The sequence below is a fragment of the Microbacterium stercoris genome (assembly GCF_017592545.1).
GTDB lineage: Bacteria > Actinomycetota > Actinomycetes > Actinomycetales > Microbacteriaceae > Microbacterium > Microbacterium stercoris.
Genome location: NZ_JAGFOA010000002.1, coordinates 273,055 through 296,008, shown reverse-complemented (window position 1 = coordinate 296,008; position 22,954 = coordinate 273,055). Strand labels below are relative to the sequence as shown.

The following is a 22,954-nucleotide window of genomic DNA, read 5'->3' as shown; positions in this document are numbered from 1 at the left end:
GGAAGTCCTTCCGGGAGGAGCGTCATTGCTATTGGTCGGGTGCCCAATGGACTATTGGTCAGTCAGTCAATAGCATGGGACGCGTGACGTCAAGCACTGCCTCCCCGCGGATCCGCAAGCAGCCAGAAGAACGGCGCGAGGAGATCCTCGAGTGCGCTGCAGACATCGCCATCGAGGAGGGGCTTGAGCGCATCACCCTCCGCGCCGTGGCCGCGCGACTCGGAGTCCGCCCCGGACTCATCACCCACTACTACCCCGTGGCCGAGGATCTCGTCGTCGCAGCGTTCGCCCGCGCCGCTGTGACCGAACGGGAGCATTTCTTCGCCGCGGAGGGAACGCCCGTCGAGCGCCTGGCCCGCTTCGTCCACCACATCGAGCGCGGCGCCTCGCTCCCCCTCGCGCGCCTCTGGCTGAACGCCCGACACCTGTCTCGGTTCAGCCCCGCCCTCGACGCCGAACTCGAGGTGCAGGACGCGCTCGACCGCGAGCGCCTCACCCGGCTCATCGACGACGGCATCGCCGCGGGCGACTTCTCCCCCGTGGATGCCGAGACGGCGTGCATCCGCATCCTCATCGCCGTCGACGGCGGCGGGTCGTACGTCAACGCCTCCGCGCAATCGAAGCACCCGGCCCACACCCGCGTCGTCGCGGACGTGGCGGAGTGGACGCTCGGACTCGCGCCGGGAGCGCTCGGAACGGTCGTCGCGCGCGAGGCGTGAGTCCTGCTCAGTGCGAGTTCTGTGCCGCGCGGCGCCACCGCACGTCAGACCTCGGTGAGGCCTCCCGAGGCCCCGGGGCGGTGAGATCGCTCATGCGAAGAGCTCACTTGCATCCCCCGATCTCCAACTCCTGCGCCTGCTAGAACGAGAGCCAGCGAGTCTTATGTGACTTCAGTCACCGTCCCAAGCGATCGACATGCTGTTCGAAGAATCGCTCGTATACGGCGTCGGCATACTTCCCTTCCGCTAGGAAGATCACTCCGTTCAGTCGCGCCCAGGATCGCCACTCTCCGACCGAACCGAAGCAAAGAAACTCCGCGATTCGATTCGGCCAACGTCGCGACACGATGAGGGCATGGATCTCGTCTCCAACCCGTGCCGACAGGAGGTGGCAGTTCACATACTGCCCTTCGGTGGCGATGCCCAACACCGAGGGACGATCGTCCGTGCCAATGACTTTAGGCACCTGCATGAGACCACGGACTCGAGATTCCACGGCGGAAGGGCGAACCAGGCCGCTCTTCTGCTCGTACCGACGCCGTGACCATGCTATGAACAGCAGCAACGCGCCTGCCGCGAGGTAGCCCAAAATCGCGACCCAGAGAGGGCCGGGAGCGAAGAACACGAAAGGGAACAGCAACAGATAGGGCCCACCAATGTTCACCTCGAAGGCATACTTGATCAAGGCTCTCATATGATAAGGCTCTTTCCGTGTTTCCGATTGAGACACCAAGACAGACCGCACATCCGAACATTCCCGCGATACCAAGCGCAAAGGCCACATCATCAGCGAATTGGCCGCTGTCGAACTGACCGGCGGCATCGCACCATAGGGCGCACTCCTCAGTGAGGTCATCTTCCCCGATGGGTCGGTGGGCCAGTCGTTGTCCACACCGCCTTCGACGGGGTCGACTTGGAGAAAGCGGCCGAGGGGCATCGACGGATACGCCCATGTGCTGCCGCTGGCGGTGATCGTCACGGTGCCCCACCCGGAAGCCCCACCTGACGCGTCATCTCCGCGCCGGTGGTGGTGGCGAACGGGGTGTCTGCATCCCCGGCGTAGAGGTGCTTCGTCGCCACGGCCGCCGCGGTGCCGGCAGGGTCGATGGTGCGCTGCACGATGCGGCTGGCCGCATCCCGCAGAATCGGCACCACCGCGCCGTCGTCGTACGTGGTCCTCACGTGCCGGTCGGCGGCGTCGTACCCGAGAGTCATATCTTCGAACGCGGCGGGATACCGCTTCGTTGTCGCCTTCCGGCGGCTTGACAGAAACGAGAAGGCCCCCGCTCTCGCGGGGGCCTTCTCAATACTGTCTCAACACAGTGTGCGCCCGAAGGGACTCGAACCCCTAACCTTCTGATCCGTAGTCAGATGCTCTATCCATTGAGCTACGGGCGCTTGTTCTGTTTTCGTCGCCGTGGCAACCAGTACAGCTTACAACGGGGCCTGCCTGGAACGCCAATCGGGCCATGTCGACGCGCCTCCCGGGCGCGTCGCGCCGTCACGTCGCGGCGTCGACCGCCTCCGTGAGCGGGTCGGCCGAGCCGCCGGCGTCGGCTGCCTCGGCATCGGCCTTGCGCTTGCGGCGGGCCTGAGCCGACAGCTTCTGCAGGTCGACCAGGCGCAGCGCCTGCATCCGCGCCTCGCGCATCGACGCGTAGTCCGGATCCTGCTCCGGACGCATCGCCTCGACCCGCAGGCGCCCCTGCAGGTTGATCTCGACGTCGTGCCAGGCCGCCTCACGCGCGTGCTCGACGAGCTCGCGCAGCACACCCTGATCGGCCGCCTTGGCACGCAGCACCTTCGCGACGCCGGCGTACTGCTTGGCACGACGACGGAGGTTGCGCACATCGCGGTCGCGGTAGTCGTGCGTGCCGTGCGGCGCGGTGTGCCGGCCCCAGGCCGCCTTCCGTGCCTTCGAGACCGCCTCGGCGGCCGCCTCCTGCTCCTCGGCGAGCGCGATCAGCGCCGCGTGCGCCGACCCGACGAAGTGCAGCGGATCAAACGACTCGTCGAGCGAGATCGTGCTCACCAGGATGGTGTTCTTCACCGAAAGGCGCGCGGCAGCGAGCGAGATCGCGACGCCCTCTTCGATGGCCTCTGCGTTGCGCCCCACGACACCTCCCAGCATTCGCCTTCCAGGGTAGTCGCCACCGGGCTCTCGCCACGCCCTCAGACCTGCAGCGCTGCGCGCTCCGGCGAGGCGAGCACCACCGGCTCCCGCACGGGCAGCACCGCCGGATGCGCCCCGGCCATCTGCTCGAGCACACGCACCACCTGGCACGAGTAGCCGTACTCATTGTCGTACCAGACGTAGAGGACCGCGTTCTCGCCGTCGGCGATCGTGGCGAGCCCGTCGACGATGCCCGTGCGGTTCGATCCGACGAAGTCCGTCGAGACCACCTCGGGCGACTCGATCCAGTCGATCTGCTGTCGCAGCGGCGAGGTCAGCGAGACCTGTCGGAGGTACGCGTTGAGCTCGTCCTTGGACGTCGGACGCGCAAGCGTCAGGTTCAGGATGGCGAGGGAGACATCCGGCGTCGGCACGCGGATCGCGCTGCCGGTGAGCTTGCCCTCGAGCTGCGGCAGCGCCTTGGCCACGGCTTTCGCCGCCCCGGTCTCGGTGATGACCATGTTCAGCACGGCGGACCGCCCGCGGCGATCCCCCTTGTGGAAGTTGTCGATGAGGTTCTGGTCGTTGGTGAAGGAGTGCACCGTCTCGACGTGTCCCCGGACGACGCCGTAGGCCTCATCCAGCACGCTCAGGATCGGGGTGATCGCGTTGGTGGTGCAGGAGGCGGCCGAGAGGATCCGGTCGCCCTCCTCGATGACGTGGCTGTTCACGCCCGCGACGATGTTCTTGATGGCGCCCTTCCCGGGCGCGGTGAGCAGCACGCGCGCGACGCCGGCGGCGCGCAGGTGCCGCGAGAGCCCCTCCTCGTCGCGCCAGCGTCCCGTGTTGTCGACGACGATGGCGTCGCGGATGCCGTGGCTCGCGTAGTCGACAGTCGCCGGATCGTCCGAGTAGATGACATGGATGAGCGTGCCGTTGGCGAGGATGGTCGAGCGCTCCTCGTCGATCTCGATCGTGCCGGCGAACGAGCCGTGCACCGAGTCGCGCCGCAGCAGGCTCGCCCGCTTCCGCAGATCGTTCTCTCCCCCGCGGCGTACGACGATCGCCCGCAGCCGCAGGCCGGATCCGCCCGCGTGGGCCAGGAGGATCCGTGCGACGAGGCGCCCGATGCGTCCGAACCCGTAGAGCACGACATCGGTCGCCTCGGGGCGGGTGGCGCCGACGACCTCGCCGAGCTCTCCGCAGAGGAAGGCGTCGAGATCATCGACCGCGTACGAGCCGCCGCGCTCGTCGTAGCGCGTCACCAGCCGCCCCACATCGATCGAGGCGGCGCCGGGGCCGATCCGGTCGATCGCCTCCAGCACCGCGAGGGTCTTCGCCGGGCGCAGCACCTGGTCGCCGTGCAGACGCGCGAAGCGATGCGCCTTGAGGATCTCGACCGGCGAGCGGCCGATGAGCCGTCGTCCGTGGATGGAGGTGACGATGCCGCGCGAGCGGTGCAGGCGGCCGATCAGCGGAATCATCCGCTCCGCCAGCTCTTCGCGGGCGATCCAGTCCTCCCGGTACCGTGCCGCCGGATCGGCGGCGGATTCGCGAGGCTCGTGGGGGTCGTTCACTGTCGCTTCACTCCTTTGTGGGGCGTCTTCGTCGGCGGGTCGCGCCGTCCTCTCTCTCATCGTGCGCGCCGGCCGCCGGCGCCGGCGGCCGCGCGCACCGTCAAGATCCGCGGATCTTGCGCCGATCGAAGGATCCGTCCCCGCGGCGGGCGAATCGGACGCCCGGCGCACGCGAAGAAGGCCCTGGCATCAGCCAGGGCCTTCCTCAGGTGGGGCGCAGGGTCAGGACTGCGTGTCCACCACGGCGTCCGCCTCCGCACGACGGCGGCGGATCAGCAGCAGCGCGCCGGCGGCCAGCGCCAGCGAGCCGGCTGCGAGCGCGGGCCAGACCACCGCGCCGGTGGCCGCGAGGCCTCCCTCGGCGACGACCTGGAACGTGCCCGTGACCGTGCCGCGGATGTTGCCCGTCAGCGTCACCCCGTGCTCGCCCAGATCCTCGTTCGAGCGGATGGTCCACTCGAACCGGACCGTGCCGTTCTCATCGGCGACCTGAGTGCCCAGCGCCAGCGGGGCCGAGGTCTGCGTGCCGGTGACGACCTCGCCCGGCGCGAAGCCGTAGCCGTAGGTCACCTGGGTGTCACCGCGGTGCAGCACCGGGTTGACGACCTTGATCGAGATCTCCCAGGCCTCGGGGCCCGACACCACGGCCGGCGCGGTGAACTCCGATCCGTCCGGAGTGGTCACGACGACCGTGTAGTCGCCGGGCTCGGCGTCATCCGGAATCGGCACCTCGGTCTCGAAGCCGCCGTCGCCGTCCGTGTCGACCACGACCGGACCTCCCACGGGGTTCCCGTCGGGATCGAGCACCTCGACCTCGACCTCGGTGTTCGGCGGGAAGCCGCCACCCGTGACGGGCAGCTCCTCCCCGGGCGAGACCGGACCACCCGGCGTCACCACCGGGGTGTACACCGTGACGGTGTCCTCGGCGGTCAGGCCGTCCTCGGTCGATCCGACCACGGTGTGCTCCCCCGCAACCACGCCCTCGGGCACGGTGATGACCGTGGAGAGACCGCCCTCGTCGTCGGTCTCCACGGAGACCGGCTCGCCGACGGGGTCGCCGTCCGCATCCGTGAGCACGACCTCGACCTCGGTGTTCGGCGGGAAGCCCTCACCCGTCACCGGGATCTCCGTGCCGGGGTACGCCGGGGCGTCCGGAACGGTGATCGTCGGCTGGTAGTCGGGCACGGTCACACCAACCGGCGCGGACGGATCCGACACGTTGCCCGCCGGATCGGTCGCGGTCGCGGTGATCTCGTGCTCTCCCGGCGTGAGCGGCGTCGTGGGCGTGAACGTCCAGTCGCCATCCTCGTTGACCGTGGTCTCGCCGACCGGCTGGCCGTCGATGATCACCGTGACCGTGCTGCCAGGCTCGGCCGTACCGGTGATCTCGGGGGTCAGGTCGGTCAGGACGTCACCGTCCGTCGGGCTCGTGATCACCGGGGCATCCGGTGCCGTGGTGTCGACGATGAAGGTGATCGGACCGTCCGTCGCCGTGTTGCCGGCGCCGTCCTCCGCCACGACCTCGACCTCGTGCTCACCGTCGGCGAGCGCCTCGTCGGGCGTGAACGTCCAGTTGCCGTCCTCGTCGACCTCGGTCGTGCCGAGCTCGACGCCATCGACGATCACCGTGATGGTGCTTCCCGGCTCGCCGGTCCCGGAGATCTCCGGGGTCGGGTCGTTCGTCAGCGCGCCCTCGGCCGGCGAGGTGATGTCGACCGCGGGGATCGTGCTGTCGACGGTGAAGGTCACCTCGTCCGACGGCGCCGAGACGTTGCCGGCCGGATCCGTCTGGGTCGCGGAGACCGTGTGGTCGCCGTCCGCCAGCGGCTCGGTGGTCGGGAACTGCCACGCGCCGCCCGCATCGACGAGCGCGGTGCCGACCTCTTCGCCGTCGATCACGACCGTCACGGTGGCACCCGGCTCGCCCGTGCCCTGGATCAGCGGCGTGGTGTCGCCGATCGTCTGGCCATCGGTCGGGCTGGTGATCGCCGGGGCCGCCGGCTCGGCGGTGTCGACCTCGAAGGTCACAGGAGCCGACACCGGCGAGGTGTTGCCCGCGTCGTCCGTCGACGTGGCCGTCACCGTGTGCGCGCCGTCGGCGAGCTCGGGCGAGGTCACGCTCCACGCGCCGTCGACGACGGGCACGTCCTCGATGACCGTGGTGGATCCGTCGGGGTTCGTGATCGTCACATCCACCGTGGTGCCGGGCTCCGCGGTGCCGGTGATGACCGGCGTGGCGTCATTCGTCACCGATCCGTCGGCCGGGCCCGTGATCACGGGAGCCACGGGAGCGACGGAGTCGATCGTGAAGTCGACCGGCTCCGACGGTGCCGACACGTTGCCGGCCGCGTCGACGGCGACCGCCGTCGCCGTGTGAGCGCCCTGCGCAAGTGGCGTGGCAGGCGTGATGGTCCAGGCGCCGCCGGCCGAGACCGGGACATCCTCGAACACCGTGGTGCTGCCATCCGCGTTGGTGACCGTCACGTCGACCGTCGTCTCCGGCTCGGCCGTGCCGCTGATCACCGGTGTGGTGTCGGCGGTGATCGATCCGTCCGTCGGAGTCAGGATCGCCGGGGCCTCGGGCGCGGTGGTGTCGACCGTGAACGTCACCTCATCCGACACCGGCGAGACGTTGCCCGCCACATCGGTCGAGGTGGCGGTGACCGTGTAGTCGCCGTCCGCCAGCGTGCCGGCCGGAACCGTCCAGCTGCCCGTGCCGTCGCCGTTGTCCGTGACCGGAACGTCCTCCAGCACCGAGGTGGTGCCGTCCGGGTTCGCGATCGTGACATCCACCGTCAGACCCGGCTCGAACACCGGCACGGTGCCGGTGATGTCGGGCGTCCCGTCGGAGATCGTGGAGCCATCGGCGGGGCCGGTCACCGTCGGCGCCTCCGGCGCGGTGGTGTCGACCGTGAAGGTCACCGCATCCGACACGGGCGAGACGTTGCCCGCCGCGTCCGTCGAGGTGGCGGTCACCGTGTAGTCGCCCTCGGTCAGCGTGCCGGCCGGAACCGTCCAGCTGCCCGTGCCGTCGCCGTTGTCCGTGACCGGAACATCTTCGAGCACCGAGGTGGTGCCGTCCGGGTTCGCGATCGTGACATCCACCGTCAGGCCCGGCTCGAACACCGGCACGGTGCCGGTGATGTCGGGCGTGCTGTCGGAGATCGTGGAGCCATCGGCGGGGCCGGTCACCGTCGGCGCCTCCGGCGCGGTGGTGTCGACCGTGAACGCGTTGATGTTCGACACGTCCGAGACGTTGCCCGCGGCATCGACCGCCACCGCCTCGACCGTGTAGTCGCCCGGCACGAGGGTGCCGGCCGCAACGGTCCAGGTGCCGCTGCCGTCACCGGCGTCCACGACGGGGACGTCCTCGAACAGCGTGGTGGAGCCATCCGGGTTCGTCAGGGTGACGGTCACGGTCAGGCCGGTCTCGAAGGCCGGAACCGTGCCGGACAGATCCGGCGTGGTGTCGTTGCTCGCCGAGCCGTCGGCCGGGCTCACCACCACGGGTGCCGCCGGCGCGATCGAGTCGACCGTGAACGCGTTGATGTTCGATCCGGGCGAGGCGTTGCCCGCCGCATCGACCGAGACGGCCGAGACGGTGTGCGCGCCCTGCGCGAGCTCGGGTGCCGTGGTCGTCCAGGTGCCCGTGCCGTCGCCGGCGTCCGCGACGGGGACATCCGGGATCACCGTGGTCGAGCCGTCGGGGTTGGTGATCGTCACGTCGACCGTCAGGTCGGGTTCGTACACGGGCACCGTGCCCGCGATCTCCGGCGTGTCGTCGGTGACCGTCGCGCCGTCGGCCGGCGTGACCACCACCGGGGCGTCCGCCGCGGCGGTGGTGTCGACGGTGAACGAGTTGACGTTCGAGGTGTCCGACACGTTGCCCGCGGCGTCGGTCGAGGTCGCCGACACCGAGTGGACGCCGTCGGCGAGGGCCGGCGAGGTGCCCACCCAGCTGCCGGTGCCGTCTCCGTTGTCTGTCACGGGCACGTCCGCGATCACGGTAGTCGAGCCGTCGGGGTTCGTGATCGTCACATCGACGGTCATCCCGGGCTCGTACGTGGGCACGGTGCCGGTCACCGGCGGGGTGCTGTCCGCGATGAGGTCGCCGTCAGCCGGCGTCACCACGGTCGGCACCTCGTCGTTGGTCAGGTCGACCGTGAAGGTGTTCACGTTCGATGCCCCCGACGTGTTGCCGGCGAGGTCGGTCGACGTGGCGGAGACGGTGTACTCGCCCTCGGCCAGCGGCGTCCCATCCGGCACGACGGTCGCCCACGTGCCCGTGCCGTCGCCCGCGTCGGTCACGGGGACATCCGCGATCGTGGTGGTCGAACCGCCGGGGCCCGTGATCGTCACATCGACGGTCAGGCCCGCCTCGTAGGCCGGCACGGTTCCCGTGACGGCGGGGGTGGCGTCATTGGTGACCGAGAGGTCGGCAGGCGTCACGACCGTCGGCGCGGCCGGGGCGGTGACGTCGATCGTGAAGGTGTTGACGTTCGAGGTCGGCGAGCCGATGCCCGCCGCGTCGGTCGACGTCGCCGAGACGGTGTGCACGCCCTCGGCCAGCGCCGACCCGTCCGGCACCACCGTGGCCCACGTGCCCGTTCCGTCACCCGCGTCGGCCACCGGCACGTCGCTGATCACGGTGGTCGATCCGTCGGGGTTCGTGATCGTCACGTCCACGGTGAGACCCGCGGAGTAGACGGGAACAGTTCCCGTGACCTCCGGGGTGGTGTCGTTCGTGGCCGACCCGTTGGCCGGGGTCACGACCACCGGCGGCTCCGTGGCGAGCGCGCGCACGGTCGAGGACGCCAGGTCGATCGCCGCGAGGTCGAGCACGTTCGGCAGCAGCTCGATGCTCAGGGCGTTGACGGTGAAGGCCTCGGGGCTGCCGACGAGGTAGTCGGTGCCGGTGGGCGTGGTCTGCTCGTTGATCACGATGTTCGCGACCTCATTGAGCGCGCCGAGCACCGGCGAGAGCTGATCGAGGATCGCGCCGGTCGCACCCGTGAGCGTGGAGCTCAGCGCGGGGCCGACTCCCGTGAGCAGGGCCTGCGTCGCGGTGCCGGCCGTGGTGATCAGGCCGGGCAGGAGGTTGGCCACGATGCCGTCGGTGACCAGGGCCACCAGGCCGTTCAGGTCGACGCCGAGCAGGCTCAGAAGCGTCGGCAGCAGGCCTCCCGCGGTCACGTCCACCGAGATGTCGTCGCTGGTGACCGCCGGATAGTCCGGTGCCCCGGCCAGCGAGCCGAGCGTGGTGTCGACGGTGATCGTCGCGTTGACGGTGTTGCCCAGCACGGTGAGGGCCGCGGGGATCGTGATGGCCACGGCCGTGTCGTACACGGCCGCCTCGACCGCGTCGACGATGCGCGTCGTGACCGCGCCGAGCACCTCAGAGACGCCCGCGGTGATCGCCGACAGGGCCGGCGCCGAGAGCAGCGCGGTGTTCGGGTCGAGACCGTTCAGGCCCGTTGTGGCACCCCCGTCGTAGGAGATGTTCTCGAGGTTGACGGTGACGACGCCCGTGTTGAGGTCGACCGAGACCACTCCGGCGGCGTCCGCGATCGGCGCGGCCAGGACGCTGTCGACCGCGGCGGCGAGGTTCGGCGGCGTCGCCGCGACCGTGGCACCCGTGAGGTTCACGCCCAGCAGGCCGAGGTTGATGTTCGGAAGGCCGCTGACGAGCGTGTTGATCGGGCCTTGAAGACCCGTGATGGTCGTGTCGACGAGCGACTGGACGCCCGTGACGGCGGTGTCGATCGTGCCGCTCAGCCCGCCCACCAGCGGCGAGCTCAGCTCGAGCTGCGCACCGGCGATCGCGTAGTCCGACGTGTAGCCGACGGTGCCGTCGGGCTGCGTGGTCGCGGTCGCGGTCGAGGCGAGCGCCCCGATGCGCAGTTCGAGCTGGTCGATGATCTGATCGGTGAGGCCGTCGATGCCGGCCTGGGCGAGCAGGTCGGTGAGGTTGAGCGTGGCGTAGTTCTCGGGGTCGGGCGGAAGGTTCGCGGGGTCGACGTCCAGGGCGCCGTCGGCGGTGATCGTTCCCGCGGAGGCGGTGGAGGTGGTCGAGCTCGGAGCGTTGGCGTAGGAGCCGGCGGCGCCGAGGGAGCCGAGGTCGAGCAGTCCGCCGTTGGTGCCGTCGCCGATCAGCGGCATCTGGATGGCGCCGAGGTCGAGCGACACCAGGCCCAGCGCGCCCACGTCGAGCGTGCCGTTGACGGGCGTCGCGGGGTCGCCGCTGGGGTATCCGTCAAGCGCACCGCCGAGCGCCAGCAGGTCGACCGCGCCCAGCAGGTCGCTGATGATCACCTGCCCGCGCGCTTCGGAGTCGTCCGTCGGCGCGGCCTGCGCCGGCAGCGCCCCCTGGATTCCGTAGGACGCGAGCGCCGCGGCGACGACGCCGGCGACGCCTGCGAATCCGCGCTTTCGCGCTCTGCGGATCCGACCTGATTTTCCTGAACTCGTCGACGCTTCCTTGCGAGGCATGCTCTGCTTCCATTCCCCTCTGAACATGGCGGGGCGCGCAGATAGCCGGAATGTCGGCATCCCTTCCCCCCAGGGAGACCAGTATGTTCCTGGGAGTTTCGTAAGTCCACAGCCAATTTCGGACGTACTCCGCCTCTTCACGTCCGATTTGCCATCCGGTCAGTCGATATCCCGGATTTCGAGCATCCCGCTCGACCGCGCCCTCGCGAGTGCGATATACGAGCGCGGAGGCGGCCGGTGGCCGTTCGCGACGAGACCGTCAGGATCCGTCCGAGCGCCGTGAGGAATCCGTCAGGACGCCCGATCGGCGAGGGTCCCGGGCGTACAGTCGAGCGCGACGAAGAGGGCCGGCGAGAGGTGGATCCGTCATGAGCGAGAGCGCACTGCGTCTGCCCCGGTTCCGGACGGGAGCCCTCGGCTGGCGGCGGCAGATCGCCGGATTCGTCGTGGCGCTGACCGTCGGACCGGTGCTGTCCTGGGTGCTGTTCCAGGTGGCGCACGACGACCTTCTCGCGGCCAACGTGCTGGCCTACCAGCTGCTGGTGGTGGTCGTGGCCCTGATCGGCGGCATCTGGCCCGCGCTGTTCACCGCCGTGCTGTCGGGGCTGACGCTGAACTTCCTGTTCCTGCACCCGATCTTCACGATCACCGTCGCCTCTCCCGCGCACGCGCTCTCCGTGATCTTCTACGTGCTGAGCGCGGTGCTGGTGAGCTGGATCGTGGCGCAGGCCGCGCGCCGCGCGCGCGTGGCGGAGCGAGCGGCGGCCGAGTCGGAGCTGCTCGCGACGATCTCGGGAAGCGTGCTCCGCGGCGAGAGCGCGGCACAGGCGCTGGTGACGAAGGCTCGCGAGGCGTTCCACGCAACGGGCGCGCGCCTGGTCGGGCTCGACGGCGCGACGATCGCCGCCGACGGGGAGCCGACCCGCGACGGCCGCTCGGTCTCCGTGGCGGTGGGCGCCGCCCACACTCCGCGCGCCACGCTCGAGCTGCACGGCACCCGTCTCGACGAGCCCGAGACCCGCCTGCTCTCCGTGGTGGCGACCCAGCTCGGCGCCGCGCTCGAGCACGCGCACCTCAGCGAGGCCGCGCGCGAGGCCGAGACCCTCGCCGCGGCGGACAGCGTGCGCACGGCGCTCCTCTCTGCGGTCAGCCACGATCTGCGGCGCCCCCTCGCCGCGGCCGTCGCCTCGGTCGGCGGCCTGCGCGCGGCCGGGTCGTCGCTCAGCGCCGACGACCGCGACGAGCTGCTCGCCACCGCCGACGAGAGCCTGCGCACACTCACCGCCCTGGTCGCCGACCTGCTCGATGTGAGCCGGATCGAGGCCGGTGTGCTCGCGGTCTCGCTCGCCGATGTCGACGCCGCCGAGATCGCCAGAGCCTCCCTCGCCGAGCTGCGCCTCGGGCGCGAGCGCGTGGTGGTCGCGATCGATCCGGATCTGCCGGAGCTCTCCGCCGATCCGGGCCTGCTGCAGCGGGTGATCGTCAACCTCGTCGCGAACGCCGACCGGCACTCCCCCGCGACGGCCCCCATCCGCATCGAATCGCGCGTCTCGGGCGGGCGTGCGCAGCTGCGCATCGTCGATCACGGACCCGGCGTCGCGCCCGACCGCCGGGACGAGATGTTCGCGCCGTTCCAGCGCATGGGCGACACCGACAACACCGCAGGCCTGGGCCTGGGCCTCGCCCTGTCCCGCGGCTTCATGGAGGGCATGGGCGGCACGCTCACCCCCGAGGACACTCCCGGCGGCGGGCTGACGATGGTCGTCGAGCTTCCGCTCGCCGCGCACGTCGGGCGGGGCAGCAGACTGGACGCATGAAGATCCTGATCGCCGATGACGATCCGCAGCTGATCCGGGCGATGCGGATCACGCTGGGCGCGCACGGCTACGACGTGGTGTCCGCCACCGACGGCGCCGAGGCGATCGCGGTCGCGGCGCAGGCGCGCCCCGATGTCGTGCTGCTCGACCTGGGCATGCCGCGCCTCGACGGGGTCGAGGTCATCCAGGCCCTGCGCGGGTGGACAGACGCGCCGATCGTTGTGGTCTCGGGCCGCACCGGGTCGGCCGACAAGGTCGACGCGCTCGATGCGGGCGCCGACGACTACGTCACGAAGCCCTTCCAGATCGACGAGCTGCTCGCGCGCCTTCGTGCCCTGGCGAGACGGATCAGCAGCGCCTCCTCCGATCCGGTCGTCGCCTTCGGGGACGTGAAGGTGGATCTCGCCACGAAGTCGGTCACGCGAAGCGGCGAACCCGTGCACCTCACCCCGACCGAATGGCGCATGCTCGAGTTCCTCGCGCGTCACCCCGGCGCCCTGGTCACCCGCCAGACGCTGCTGAAGGACCTCTGGGGATCCGAGCAGATCGCCGACACCGGCTACCTGCGGCTCTACATCTCGCAGCTGCGCAAGAAGCTCGAGGCCGACCCCGCCAATCCCGTGCATCTGCTCACCGAGCAGGGCATGGGCTACCGCCTGGTGCTCTGAGCCGACGCCCCGGTGCTCAGTGCTGCGGCAGGCTCATCCGCACGACCCAGGAGCCGCTCTCGAATCCGCCCGTGAAGGTGCCGCCCAGCAGCTCGGCGCGCTCGCGCAGACGCGCGAGGCCATAGCCGGATGAGGCTACCGGCGCCTTCGCCTGTCCCGCGTTCTGCACGCAGAGCGTGACGGTGTCGCGGTCGGCGGCCAGCGAGATGCGCACCTGCCGGCCGGGGCCGACCGTGTGCTTGATGACGTTGGTGACCGATTCGCGGGCCGCGTGCACGAGCGTGGTCTCGATGCTGCGCGCCAGGGCCGGCACGGCGTCGACCGCGAGATCGACCTCGTCGCCCGCGCTGCGCAGCTGCTCGGCGAGGCGCTCGAGCGTCGCGCGCAGATCGGCCGGCTCGGTGGTGACGGGGTCGGGCTCGCGATGGATCAGCTGCAGCACCCGGCGGGTGTCGGCGAGCGCCTGGCCCGCAGCGTGCGCGATCGCCTGCTGCGAGCGCTGACGCACCTCCGGATCCTGCGTGCGTTCGAGCACGCGGGCGTGCATCGTGACGACCGAGATGTCGTGCGCGATGATGTCGTGCAGCTCGTCGGCGATGCGCACGCGCTCGGCGCGCAGCTCGGCCTGCAGGCGCTCATCACCCGCGGCGATTTCGCGGCTCAGCTCGCGGTTTCGCCGCACCATGCCGCGGATGGCCGCGCCCACCGCCACCGAGAGCACCAGCGCGAGCAGGTGCCCGAGGGTGCCCCAGTCCCCCAGGCCGGGTGGCCAGGCGGTGACGATCGCGACCCAGACGAGCGTGGCCGCCAGGAAGGCCGCCACCATCTTCAGCCCGCAGGCGAACACGATGAGCCCGGCCGTCAGCACCATCCCGCTGAGGAATCGTCCACCCTGGCCGATCGCCACGCCCCCGAAGCCGAGCAGCATCAGACCGATTGCGCCGGAGGGAGGATGCCAGAGGGTCACGGCCACCAGGGCCGTCGCGAGCAGCGGCATGGCGAAGCCGCGGGCGCCGTTGGGGAGAAGGTCCGCGAGACGCAGGGCCGCCTCGATCGCGAACAGCACCAGGGTGATCCCGAGGATCGTGACGCGCGCATCGCGGGAGAACGGGGTGAACTCCCAGAACCCCACGGGCCGGGCAGACGAGCGGAGCAGCCAGCGCTCGGAACGGACCTGCCGGGGGCGCTCCGGGGTCCTCGCCCGCGACGTCTCGCTCATGGTTCGATTCTGGTGCCGGGATGCACCCGAAAGCGCCGAGGGCGCCCGCAGAGCGGCAGTGGGCGCGCCCTATGATCCTGCTATGACGATCCGGGTCCTCATCGCCGATGACGATCCGCTGGTGCGTCGGGCGCTGTCGTTCTTCGTCGAGGACGCGACCGATCTCGCACTGATCGGCGAGGCGGCCGACGGCGCCGAAGCCGTCGCGCGCTGTCGCGACCTGCGTCCCGACGTGGTGCTGATGGACATCCGCATGCCCGGCACCGACGGTCTCGCCGCGATCGAGGTGCTCGCGCGCGAGCTGCCCGACGTCCGCGTCATCGCCGTCACGACCTACGCCTCCGATGAGACCGTGCTCGCCGCCCTGCTCGCGGGCGCCGTCGGATTCCTCGTCAAGGACACGGATCCGGATCAGATCGTCGCCGCCGTCCGCGCGGCTCACGAGGGCGGGTTCGTGCTCTCCCCCGCGGTGGCGCGCGAGCTGGTGCAGAGCGTCGCCGCGACCGTGCGCGCGCCGCAGCCGCTGTCGCCGATCGAGGCCGTGTCCGAGCGCGAGCGCGATGTCATCTCGCTGGTGGCGCGCGGGCTGTCGAACGCCGAGATCGCGCGCGAGCTGTTCCTGGCGGAGGCGACCGTGAAGTCCCACCTGCGTCGCATCATGCTGCGCTGGAAGGCACGGGATCGCACGCAGGTGCTGATCCGCGCCGTGCGAGCGGGTCTCGTCCGTCTCGACTGAGGCCGCGGTGCCGCGGTCCCCGGCCCCGCGATCCTGGCGTTACAGGCGCGCGACCTCGATCACCCGCACGACGGCCGCGCCCGCCTCATCCGACTCGGCGAGGTCGACCTCGGCGCGGATGCGCCAGTCGTGGTTGCCGTCCGGATCGTCGATGACCTGCTCGACGGTCCAGGTCTCGCGGCCCTCGGTGATCCGGCACAGTGCCGGAGAGCGCGAGGCGCCCGAGATGCCGATCGACTCGTGCTCGTCGTAGTAGGCGTCCAGGGCCTCGGGCCAGCCCGCATCCGGATCGAGCTCGACGAGCTCGTCATCGGCCTCGCGCGCGGCCAGCTGCACGCGACGGAACAGCTCGTTGCGCACGAGCACCGTGAAGGCTCGGCGGTTCTGCGAGAGGGACGGCGGGGCGGGCGGCACCACGACCTCGGCCCCGTGCGCGTCGGCGCCGGCCACGAGCGCCTCCCACTCGTCGACCAGGCTCGAGTCGACCTGCCGCACGAGCTCGCCGAGCCACGCGATGATGTCGAGCAGCTCCTCGGTGCGCGCCTCGGCGGGCACCGTCTGGCGGATCGCGCGGTACGCGTCCGAGAGGTAGCGCAGCACCAGTCCCTCGCTGCGCCCCAGCTGGTACCAGTTGGTGAACTCGGCGAAGCTCATGGCCCGCTCGAACATGTCGCGCACGACCGACTTGGGCTTGAGCTCGAAGTCGCGCACCCACGGCTGGCTCGATGCGAACACCTCGAAGGCCTGCGCGAGCAGATCCTGCAGCGGCTTCTCGTACGTGATCTCCTCGAGCAGCTCCATCCGCTGTTCGTACTCGATGCCGTCGCGCTTCATCGCGGCCACGGCCTCGCCGCGGGCTTTGAACTCCTGCTGGCTGAGGATGGCACGCGGATCATCCAGGGTCGCCTCGATCACGGAGACGACATCGAGGGCGTAGTGACCCGATCCCGCGGCCCCCGGCTTGTCCTCCGGATCGAGCAGCTCGATCGCGGCGAGCGCGAACGGCGACAGCGGCTGGTTGAGTGCGAAGTTGGGCTGCAGCTCGACGACCAGGCGGATCTCCCCCGCCGGTGTGACCTCGACGATGCCGGCGTCGCGCAGGGTGCGGAAGATCGCGATCGCGCGGCGGGCCAGCTCGTACTTGCGAGCGCGGGGCTCGTGGTTGTCGAACACCAGCGAGCGCACGTTGCCGAACACGTCGCCGCCGCGGCCGATGACGTTGATGATCATCGCCGAGGTGATCTGCATACGCGACGTCAGCGGCTCCGGATCCGACTCGACGAGCTTCTCGAAGGTCTGCTCGCTCCAGGAGACGAAGCCCGCGGGCGCCGACTTGCGCTGCACCTTCTTGAGCTTCTTCGGATCGTCGCCGGCCTTCTTGAGCGCGGTCTCGTTCTCGATCTCGTGATCCGGTCCCATCACGACGACGTTGCCGTAGGGGTCGAACCCGGCGCGGCCCGCGCGGCCGGCGATCTGGTGGAACTCGCGCGCGGTGAGGCGGCGCATCCGGGTGCCGTCGAACTTCGACAGCGCCGAGATCAGCACCGTGCGGATGGGCACGTTGATGCCGACGCCGAGGGTGTCGGTGCCGCAGATCACGCGCAGCAGGCCGCGCTGCGCGAGCGTCTCGACGAGGCGGCGGTAGCGGGGCAGCATGCCCGCGTGGTGCACGCCGATGCCCGCGCGCACGAGACGGGAGAGCGTCTTGCCGAACGCGGTCGTAAAGCGGAACCCGCCGATCGCCTCGGCGATCGCGTCGCGCTGCTCGCGCGTGGACACCTTGACGTTGGCGAGGGCCTGGGCGCGCTCCATGGCGGCGGCCTGCGAGAAGTGCACGATGTAGATCGGCACCTCGTTCTCCTCGAGCAGGTTCTCGACGAGCTCGTGCACGGGGCGCTTCTCGTAGGTGTGGTGCAGCGGCACGGGGCGGGTGGCGCCGGAGACGAGCGTCGTGGGGCGGCCGGTGCGCGCGCTGAGGTCCTTCTCGATCGCGGTGGTGTCGCCGAGGGTCGCCGACATGAGCAGGAACTGCGCGCGCGGCAGCAGGAGCAGCGGCACCTGCCAGGCCCATCCGCGATCCCACTCGCCGTAGTAGTGGAACTCGTCCATCACGACCTGGTCGACGTCGGCGTCGGCCCCCTGACGCAGCGCGAGGTTCGCCAGGATCTCCGCGGTACAGCAGACGATGGGCGCATCAGGGTTCACGGACGAATCACCCGTGACCATGCCCACGTTCTCGGCGCCGAAGACATCGACCAGCGCGAAGAACTTCTCGCTGACCAGCGCCTTGATCGGGGCCGTGTAGTACGTGCGCCCTCCCGCCGCGAGCGCGGCCGCGTGCGCCGCGATCGCGACGAGCGACTTCCCGGTGCCGGTCGGGGTCGCGAGGATCACGTTCGCCCCTGAGACGAGCTCCATCACGGCCTCGTCCTGCGCGGGATAGAGGCTCAGACCCCGACCCTCGGCCCATTCGACGAACGCGTCGTAGACGGCGTCGCCGTCACCTCCGGTCGCGCGGACGGCGTCAAGCAGCGAGGAGGTCACCCCGCGAGTCTGCCCTACGCGCCTGGGCAGTCACCCGGCCTGGCAGGCAGGGCACCACTGCGCGTTGCCCTTCGAGCCCGGCACGTCCTCCACAACGCCCCCGCACTCGGGGCACGGCTCGCCGGTGCGCCCGTGCACCCGCATCGCCGCGACCTTGGCGGCCTTCTGCTCGGCGATCGGCACGTCGCGCCGGGCCGCGAAGGCCTCGCCGAGCACGCCCGTGATCGCGTCGAACAGGCGCCCGCGCTCCTCCTCGTCGAGCGCCGATGCGTGGACGTCGGGCGCGAGGCGGGCGACGAAGAGGATCTCGTCCGAGTACGCGTTGCCGATTCCCGCGAGCGACTCCTGCTCCTGCAGCAGCGCCTTCAGCTGCTTGCGCCGGCCGCCCACGATGCCGTCGAGGGTGGCCCTGGTGAACGAGGGCAGGATCGGATCCGGCCCCAGCTTCGCGACCGACGGCTCGGTGGTCGGGTCGTCGGTCACGGAGACGCCGAGCGAGAGCCAGTCGCCCGCATCGGTCAGCGCGAGACGACCGTCGCCGTCGAAATGCACCCGGACGATCGTGGGAGCCTCGGGCAGATCCTCCGCGTTCCAGCGCGCCCACCCCGCGCGGCCGAACGAGATGAGCAGGCTCGGGCCGCTGCCCTGGGCGTCGGACGTGTCGAGGGCGAGGTGCTTGCCGAACCTGCGCACTCCGGTGATGGTGCGCCCCGCCATCTCCTCGGCAGGACGCGCGCGGGTCTTCCACGCGCGGAACTCCTCCACCTCGATCTCGCGGATCGTGCGCCCCGTCAGCTCGGCACGCAGGAACCCGGCGAGCGCATCCACCTCAGGCGACTCCGGCATGCGGGAAGTCTATGCACGGGCGACCCCACGCCCCACCCCGTCGCTCGAGGAAGCACGGAGGGCCAGACTGTGCCCATGCCCTTCGCCCGTGCCGCCGCCCACGCCCTCGGCATCCCTCCCGAGCAGCTCGAACGCGTCGAGGCCACCGCTCCCGCGTGGTCGTCGCACCTGCCGGTAGCGGAGCTGGCGGTCGATTCCGCTGCCGTCGCCTCGCTCGCGATCGATCTCACGGCCGAGGCCCGCGGATCCGTATCCTCCGAGCCGGTGCGCATCGACGGCGCCCGCGTCGCGGCGTCGTTCGCGAGCGACCGGGTACTGCGCGTCGACGGGAAGAAGCCCGACGTCTGGTCGCCGCTGTCGGGCTTCTGGCGCACGGCCGACGGATGGGTGCGCACGCACGGCAACTACCCGCACCACGCCGAGCGGCTGCGGCGGCTGCTCGGCACCGACGACATCGCCCGCGGCGCCGCGGGCTGGGCGGCGATCGACCTCGAGCAGGCGGCGATCGAGCGCGGCGCGATCGTCGCGGCCGTGCGCACCGAAGAGGAGTGGCGGGCGCACCCGCAGGCCCAGGCCGTGGCCGATCAGCCCCTGATCACGCTGACCTCCGCGGGTGAGGCGTCCGCGCGGTCATGGACCTCGGATGCGACGCCGCTCGGCGGCATCCGGGTGCTCGACCTCACGCGCGTGATCGCCGGCCCCGTCGCGACGCGCGACCTCGCGCACGCGGGCGCCGACGTGCTGCGGATCGACTCCCCCGCGCTGCCGGAGTTCGCCTGGCAGCATCTCGACACGGGCCACGGCAAGCGCTCGGCGCTGCTCGACCTCGCCGCCGATCGCGAGGCCTTCGAGGCGCTGCTCGCGCAGAGCGACGTTCTCGTCACCGGCTACCGTCCCGACGCGCTCACGCGGTTCGGCCTCGACGCGGGCGATCTCGCCGATCGCCATCCGGGTCTCGTCACCGCGCGGCTCTCGGCCTGGGGGTCAGAGGGCCCCTGGGCGCATCGCCGCGGGTTCGACAGCATCGTGCAGGCGACCGCCGGCATCGCGATGCGCGAGAGCCGCGACGACGAGACGCCCGGTGCGCTGCCCGTGCAGGCTCTCGACCACGCCGCCGGCCACCTCCTGGCCGCGGCCGTCGCCACGGCCCTTGTGCGCCAGCGCCGGGATGGCGGATCTCCGCACGTCGAGATCGCCCTCGCCCGCGTCGCGCAGGAGCTCCTCGCCGCGCCCGCCGTCACCCGCACCGAGCATCCGGAGCCGGATCTCCCCTCGCACGTCACGCAGGTCGCGGGCGGTCCGTCGCTCACGCACGCCCCGCCGATCCTGGCCTTCGCGGGCGCGCCGGATCGCTTCGCTCCGCCGCGCCCCTGGGGCGGCGATGCGGCGACGTGGGACGCCTGAGCCGCTACGCCTCGGGCCGGGCGAGCTGGCGTGCGGCCTGCACCACGGCGGCGCGGCGCGCGGCGATGCCGGCGGCGTCGGTGCCGTGCCCGGTGGCGAGCGCCGCGATGCGCGGCACCGCGAACCACCACGCGTTGAGCGCCATGATCGAGAACACCAGCTCGCCCGGGGCGAGCGCATCGCTCACGGTCCCGGATGCCTGGCCGCGGGCGAACCGGTCGGCCTTCGCGTCATAGGTCTCCTGGGTGAAGCCCTCGGGCGATCCGCCGCCCGACGACAGGCTGTCCCACAGCATCAGGCGCACCATCTGCGGCCGCGAGAGGTGGTAGTCGAAGATGCGCCCGGCGTAGTCGCCCATCGGGTCGTCCGCGTCCGGATCGAAGAGCACGTTGTCGCTGATCCGCCGGCTCTCTGCCCGCACGACGTGACCGAACAGCGCGTCGCGGTTGCCGAAGTAGTGGTAGATCCGCTCCTTGTTCACCCCCGCGAGCGCCGCGATGCGCTCGACCGTCGTGCCGGAGGGACCGTGCTCGGTGAACTCGGCGAGAGCGGCGTCGAGGATCTTCCGCTTGGTGCCCTCGGTGTCCCACGCCATGTGGTTCAGCGTACCCGGGAACACAATCTCCAACACGAGCGTTGGGAGTGCTATCGTCAAGCCAACGCAACCGTTGGAGATGGAGATATGACCCACACCGCTCCCGCCCCCGTCCTCCCCCGCCGGTCGGTCGACCATCCCGTCGCGGTGGTCGCCGTTCTCGCCGTCGCCGTGCTCGCCGCGGTGTCGCTGATCTACATCACGATCCCGCTGACCCCGGTGCTGAGCGCCGAATGGCAGGCGTCGGTCGCTGCCGCCGCCTGGATCGGCGCCGGGTTCGGCCTCGCCTTCGCGGCCGCGAGCTTCTTCTACCCCGCCCTCTCCGACACCATCGACCCGCGCTGGGTGATCACGTTCGGGCTGGTCGGCGCCGCCCTCGCGACGGCCCTGGCCGGAACCGCCACCGACCTCGGATGGATGGTCGCAGCCCGTGTCGCCCAGGGAGCTTTCGCCGCCGGCGTGCCGTCGGTCACCCTCGCCTACGTCGCCCGCGTGCTCCCCCACCGCCACCGCGTCACCGGCATCGCCGTGATCTCCGCGATCTTCCCCCTCGCGAGCATTGCCGGCCAGGCGTACTCGCTCACGATCGAGCCGGGCCTCGGGTGGCGCTGGGTGTTCTGGATCCTGGCGATCCTGCTCGTGGTGATGGCCGCGGCGATCCCCTCGCTGCCCGCGGTCGCGCGCGCCGCGCACTCACCCCGGATCTCCTCATCGCTCGCGGCTGCGGCGGGCATGTTCCGCCGGCGCACGATGTGGGCGCCCTACCTCGCCGCGGTCTCGTTCCTGCTGCTGCTCGTGGGCATGTACGCGGCCCTGCAGCAGCACGGGGCGGAGTTCGGCATCCACGACACGGCGAGCGCTCTCGCGGCGCGCCTGCCCGGTCTCCCGGGCATCGTGCTCGGCGGCTTCGCGGGAGTGTTCATCGGCCGCTTCGGCGCCTATCGCGTGGCCGCGGCGTCGTTCCTGCTGGGGGCCGCGGGCCTCGCCATCGAGGCGGCCGGATCACCGACCTGGCTCGTGATGCTCGGCAGCGGCGTGTTCGTGGCCGGCATCGCCGTCGCGATCCCCGCGATCGTCCACATGGTGGGACTCGCGAGCGGCCCCGCCCGCGGCGCGGGCATGGCGGGGTACGCGCTGCTGATCGGCACGGGCGCGAGTCTCGCGCCCCTCGCGGTCGCAGCCCTGGCACCCCTCGGCTTCGGCGTCACGGTGGGGGCCTTCGCGGCGCTGATGCTGGTGGTCGCTGCGGCGGTGATCTGGGCCCCGCGTCCGGCGCCGGCCACCTGATCAGGGGGCCGCCTGCCCCACTCAGCGGCGGAACGCAACCCCTTTCCCGCATCGGCGAGCACGTCGTAACGTCGCGGACATGGCACTCGACACCATGCTCGCCGCAGACATCGAACAGCAGCTCAAGCCTCTCGACGCCGCCGGGCGCGCGCAGTTCCTGCTCGACCTCGTCGAGGTCGTGTACAACTACGCCACCTCCGACGCGGTCGGCGAGGTGCAGGCCGGCCGCGACACCTCCACCCTCGAGGCGGTGCGCGATGCCGCCCGCACGCATGCCGAAGCCCAGGGCGGGGAGTCATCCTGAGCGCATCGCGTCCCGACAGCGTTGTGCGGCCGCCGGTCGCGCGCCAGATCGTCGTCGCGGTGATCCTGCTCGCGGCGGTGGCGGCCGTGGCGCTCGGCGGGTCGCTTGCGACCACCTCGAACGTCGACGGATGGTACGCGGAGGCCGAACGCGCGCCCTGGTCACCGCCGAACGGAGTGTTCGGCCCCGTGTGGACGCTGCTCTACGCGGGCATCGCGCTCGCGTGCTTCCTGGTGTGGCGCCGCGGGTACCTCGGCTCCGGCAACCGCAACCGCGCCCGCCCGTGGCTCACCGGCTGGATCGTGCAGCTCGTGCTCAACGCGGCCTGGACGCCCGCGTTCTTCGCGGGGTTCCCTGTGATCGGCGAGGCCGCCTGGTGGATCGCCGCCGCGATCATCCTGGCCCTGCTGCTCACGGTGCTGTGGCTGATCCTGACGGCTCCGCGCTGGTCGCGCACGGCGATGGCGATCATGATCGCCTACGCGCTCTGGCTCGCCTTCGCCACCACGCTGAACCTCGCGATCATCGCGCTCAACTGACCCCGCGCAGCATCCCGGCGCTCAGCCCACCGCGACCCGGGCACCGGCCATGCACGGAGGCCATCCGGAGAAGAGTGTCCGGATGGCCTCCATGAAC

At 71.0% G+C, this 22,954-nt stretch carries 17 protein-coding genes and 1 tRNA gene; 8 read left to right on the top strand and 10 right to left on the bottom strand.

Annotation, left to right across the window (positions count from 1 at the left end; translation table 11 throughout):
• The first annotated feature begins 74 nt into the window (after positions 1 to 74).
• Entirely contained in the window at positions 75 to 719 is a 645-nt protein-coding gene (locus J5V96_RS05545) for a TetR/AcrR family transcriptional regulator (RefSeq protein ID WP_236014525.1), read from the top strand.
• 175 nt (positions 720 to 894) lie between these two features.
• Here the strand turns inward: J5V96_RS05545 and J5V96_RS05540 are convergent, their stop codons facing one another.
• The 6 genes from J5V96_RS05540 to J5V96_RS05515 all read right to left on the bottom strand — a co-directional run bounded on the left by J5V96_RS05540 (position 895) and on the right by J5V96_RS05515 (position 10,898).
• Positions 895 to 1,698 carry a hypothetical protein gene (locus J5V96_RS05540; protein ID WP_208501478.1) on the bottom strand — a complete coding sequence of 268 codons (804 nt, stop codon included), beginning with the start codon at positions 1,696 to 1,698 and terminating at the stop codon, positions 895 to 897.
• A complete protein-coding gene (locus tag J5V96_RS05535; RefSeq protein ID WP_208501476.1) occupies positions 1,695 to 1,934 on the bottom strand; it encodes a hypothetical protein in 240 nt (79 codons plus the stop codon). Before J5V96_RS05535 ends, J5V96_RS05540 begins: the two co-directional genes overlap by 4 nt.
• A 110-nt stretch (positions 1,935 to 2,044) precedes the next feature.
• Positions 2,045 to 2,117: transfer RNA gene (locus J5V96_RS05530), tRNA-Arg, on the bottom strand.
• Positions 2,118 to 2,220: 103 nt separating this feature from the next.
• Positions 2,221 to 2,835, bottom strand: coding sequence for an asparagine synthase (locus J5V96_RS05525; RefSeq protein ID WP_208501474.1), 615 nt, complete (start codon positions 2,833 to 2,835; stop codon positions 2,221 to 2,223).
• A gap of 56 nt (positions 2,836 to 2,891) precedes the next feature.
• Positions 2,892 to 4,316, bottom strand: a complete 1,425-nt coding sequence (locus J5V96_RS05520; RefSeq protein ID WP_236014590.1) for a glyceraldehyde-3-phosphate dehydrogenase — start codon at positions 4,314 to 4,316, stop codon at positions 2,892 to 2,894.
• 315 nt (positions 4,317 to 4,631) lie between these two features.
• Entirely contained in the window at positions 4,632 to 10,898 is a 6,267-nt protein-coding gene (locus tag J5V96_RS05515; protein WP_208501464.1) for an Ig-like domain-containing protein, read from the bottom strand.
• 368 nt (positions 10,899 to 11,266) lie between these two features.
• On the opposite strand from J5V96_RS05515, the gene J5V96_RS05510 reads away from it, so the two are divergent.
• Entirely contained in the window at positions 11,267 to 12,715 is a 1,449-nt protein-coding gene (locus J5V96_RS05510) for a sensor histidine kinase (protein WP_208501456.1), read from the top strand.
• Positions 12,712 to 13,383: a response regulator gene (locus tag J5V96_RS05505; RefSeq protein WP_208501454.1), complete on the top strand. Its 672-nt coding sequence runs from the start codon at positions 12,712 to 12,714 to the stop codon at positions 13,381 to 13,383. The genes J5V96_RS05510 and J5V96_RS05505 overlap by 4 nt, the downstream gene beginning before the upstream one ends.
• Before the next feature lie 16 nt (positions 13,384 to 13,399).
• Here the strand turns inward: J5V96_RS05505 and J5V96_RS05500 are convergent, their stop codons facing one another.
• Complete coding sequence (locus J5V96_RS05500) at positions 13,400 to 14,602, bottom strand: sensor histidine kinase (protein ID WP_208501452.1); 1,203 nt, start codon at positions 14,600 to 14,602, stop codon at positions 13,400 to 13,402.
• Between the two features lie 82 nt (positions 14,603 to 14,684).
• Between J5V96_RS05500 and J5V96_RS05495 the strand changes: the two genes are divergently transcribed.
• Positions 14,685 to 15,338 (top strand): response regulator, encoded by a 654-nt coding sequence (locus tag J5V96_RS05495; protein WP_208501450.1) that lies wholly within the window; start codon positions 14,685 to 14,687, stop codon positions 15,336 to 15,338.
• A 39-nt stretch (positions 15,339 to 15,377) separates the two neighbouring features.
• On the opposite strand, the gene J5V96_RS05490 is transcribed toward J5V96_RS05495, so the two are convergent.
• Together J5V96_RS05490 and J5V96_RS05485 are read right to left on the bottom strand one after the other, a co-directional pair.
• Positions 15,378 to 17,882 carry a DEAD/DEAH box helicase gene (locus J5V96_RS05490; protein WP_208501448.1) on the bottom strand — a complete coding sequence of 835 codons (2,505 nt, stop codon included), beginning with the start codon at positions 17,880 to 17,882 and terminating at the stop codon, positions 15,378 to 15,380.
• Positions 17,883 to 17,912: 30 nt separating this feature from the next.
• Positions 17,913 to 18,728 carry a DNA-formamidopyrimidine glycosylase family protein gene (locus J5V96_RS05485; RefSeq protein WP_208501446.1) on the bottom strand — a complete coding sequence of 272 codons (816 nt, stop codon included), beginning with the start codon at positions 18,726 to 18,728 and terminating at the stop codon, positions 17,913 to 17,915.
• Between the two features lie 75 nt (positions 18,729 to 18,803).
• Between J5V96_RS05485 and J5V96_RS05480 the strand changes: the two genes are divergently transcribed.
• Positions 18,804 to 20,132, top strand: a complete 1,329-nt coding sequence (locus J5V96_RS05480) for a CoA transferase (RefSeq protein ID WP_208501443.1) — start codon at positions 18,804 to 18,806, stop codon at positions 20,130 to 20,132.
• A gap of 4 nt (positions 20,133 to 20,136) precedes the next feature.
• On the opposite strand, the gene J5V96_RS05475 is transcribed toward J5V96_RS05480, so the two are convergent.
• The gene (locus tag J5V96_RS05475; RefSeq protein WP_208501441.1) at positions 20,137 to 20,727 is read right to left on the bottom strand and encodes a TetR/AcrR family transcriptional regulator; all 591 of its coding nucleotides are present in this window, start codon (positions 20,725 to 20,727) and stop codon (positions 20,137 to 20,139) included.
• An 87-nt stretch (positions 20,728 to 20,814) separates the two neighbouring features.
• Here J5V96_RS05475 and J5V96_RS05470 point away from each other — a divergent pair, with 87 nt between their 5' ends.
• From J5V96_RS05470 to J5V96_RS05460, 3 genes are all read left to right on the top strand, one after another.
• On the top strand, positions 20,815 to 22,014 hold the full coding sequence (locus tag J5V96_RS05470; RefSeq protein ID WP_208501438.1) for an MFS transporter: 1,200 nt from the start codon (positions 20,815 to 20,817) through the stop codon (positions 22,012 to 22,014).
• Positions 22,015 to 22,093: 79 nt separating this feature from the next.
• Positions 22,094 to 22,318 (top strand): hypothetical protein, encoded by a 225-nt coding sequence (locus J5V96_RS05465; RefSeq protein WP_208501436.1) that lies wholly within the window; start codon positions 22,094 to 22,096, stop codon positions 22,316 to 22,318.
• Positions 22,319 to 22,341: 23 nt separating this feature from the next.
• Positions 22,342 to 22,857: a TspO/MBR family protein gene (locus J5V96_RS05460; protein ID WP_307793534.1), complete on the top strand. Its 516-nt coding sequence runs from the start codon at positions 22,342 to 22,344 to the stop codon at positions 22,855 to 22,857.
• Positions 22,858 to 22,954: the final 97 nt, after the last annotated feature.

What these genes read in the sequence shown, in the direction of transcription:
- J5V96_RS05480 (WP_208501443.1), top strand. Translation starts at nt 18,804, where the DNA reads ATGCCCTTCGCCCGTGCCGCCGCCCACGCCCTCGGCATCCCTCCCGAG.
- J5V96_RS05495 (WP_208501450.1), top strand. Translation starts at nt 14,685, where the DNA reads ATGACGATCCGGGTCCTCATCGCCGATGACGATCCGCTGGTGCGTCGG.
- J5V96_RS05470 (WP_208501438.1), top strand. Translation starts at nt 20,815, where the DNA reads ATGACCCACACCGCTCCCGCCCCCGTCCTCCCCCGCCGGTCGGTCGAC.
- J5V96_RS05520 (WP_236014590.1), bottom strand. Translation starts at nt 4,316, where the DNA reads ATGATTCCGCTGATCGGCCGCCTGCACCGCTCGCGCGGCATCGTCACC.
- J5V96_RS05505 (WP_208501454.1), top strand. Translation starts at nt 12,712, where the DNA reads ATGAAGATCCTGATCGCCGATGACGATCCGCAGCTGATCCGGGCGATG.
- J5V96_RS05545 (WP_236014525.1), top strand. Translation starts at nt 75, where the DNA reads ATGGGACGCGTGACGTCAAGCACTGCCTCCCCGCGGATCCGCAAGCAG.
- J5V96_RS05515 (WP_208501464.1), bottom strand. Translation starts at nt 10,898, where the DNA reads ATGCCTCGCAAGGAAGCGTCGACGAGTTCAGGAAAATCAGGTCGGATC.
- J5V96_RS05500 (WP_208501452.1), bottom strand. Translation starts at nt 14,602, where the DNA reads ATGAGCGAGACGTCGCGGGCGAGGACCCCGGAGCGCCCCCGGCAGGTC.
- J5V96_RS05535 (WP_208501476.1), bottom strand. Translation starts at nt 1,934, where the DNA reads ATGACTCTCGGGTACGACGCCGCCGACCGGCACGTGAGGACCACGTAC.
- J5V96_RS05475 (WP_208501441.1), bottom strand. Translation starts at nt 20,727, where the DNA reads ATGGCGTGGGACACCGAGGGCACCAAGCGGAAGATCCTCGACGCCGCT.
- J5V96_RS05485 (WP_208501446.1), bottom strand. Translation starts at nt 18,728, where the DNA reads ATGCCGGAGTCGCCTGAGGTGGATGCGCTCGCCGGGTTCCTGCGTGCC.
- J5V96_RS05465 (WP_208501436.1), top strand. Translation starts at nt 22,094, where the DNA reads ATGGCACTCGACACCATGCTCGCCGCAGACATCGAACAGCAGCTCAAG.
- J5V96_RS05510 (WP_208501456.1), top strand. Translation starts at nt 11,267, where the DNA reads ATGAGCGAGAGCGCACTGCGTCTGCCCCGGTTCCGGACGGGAGCCCTC.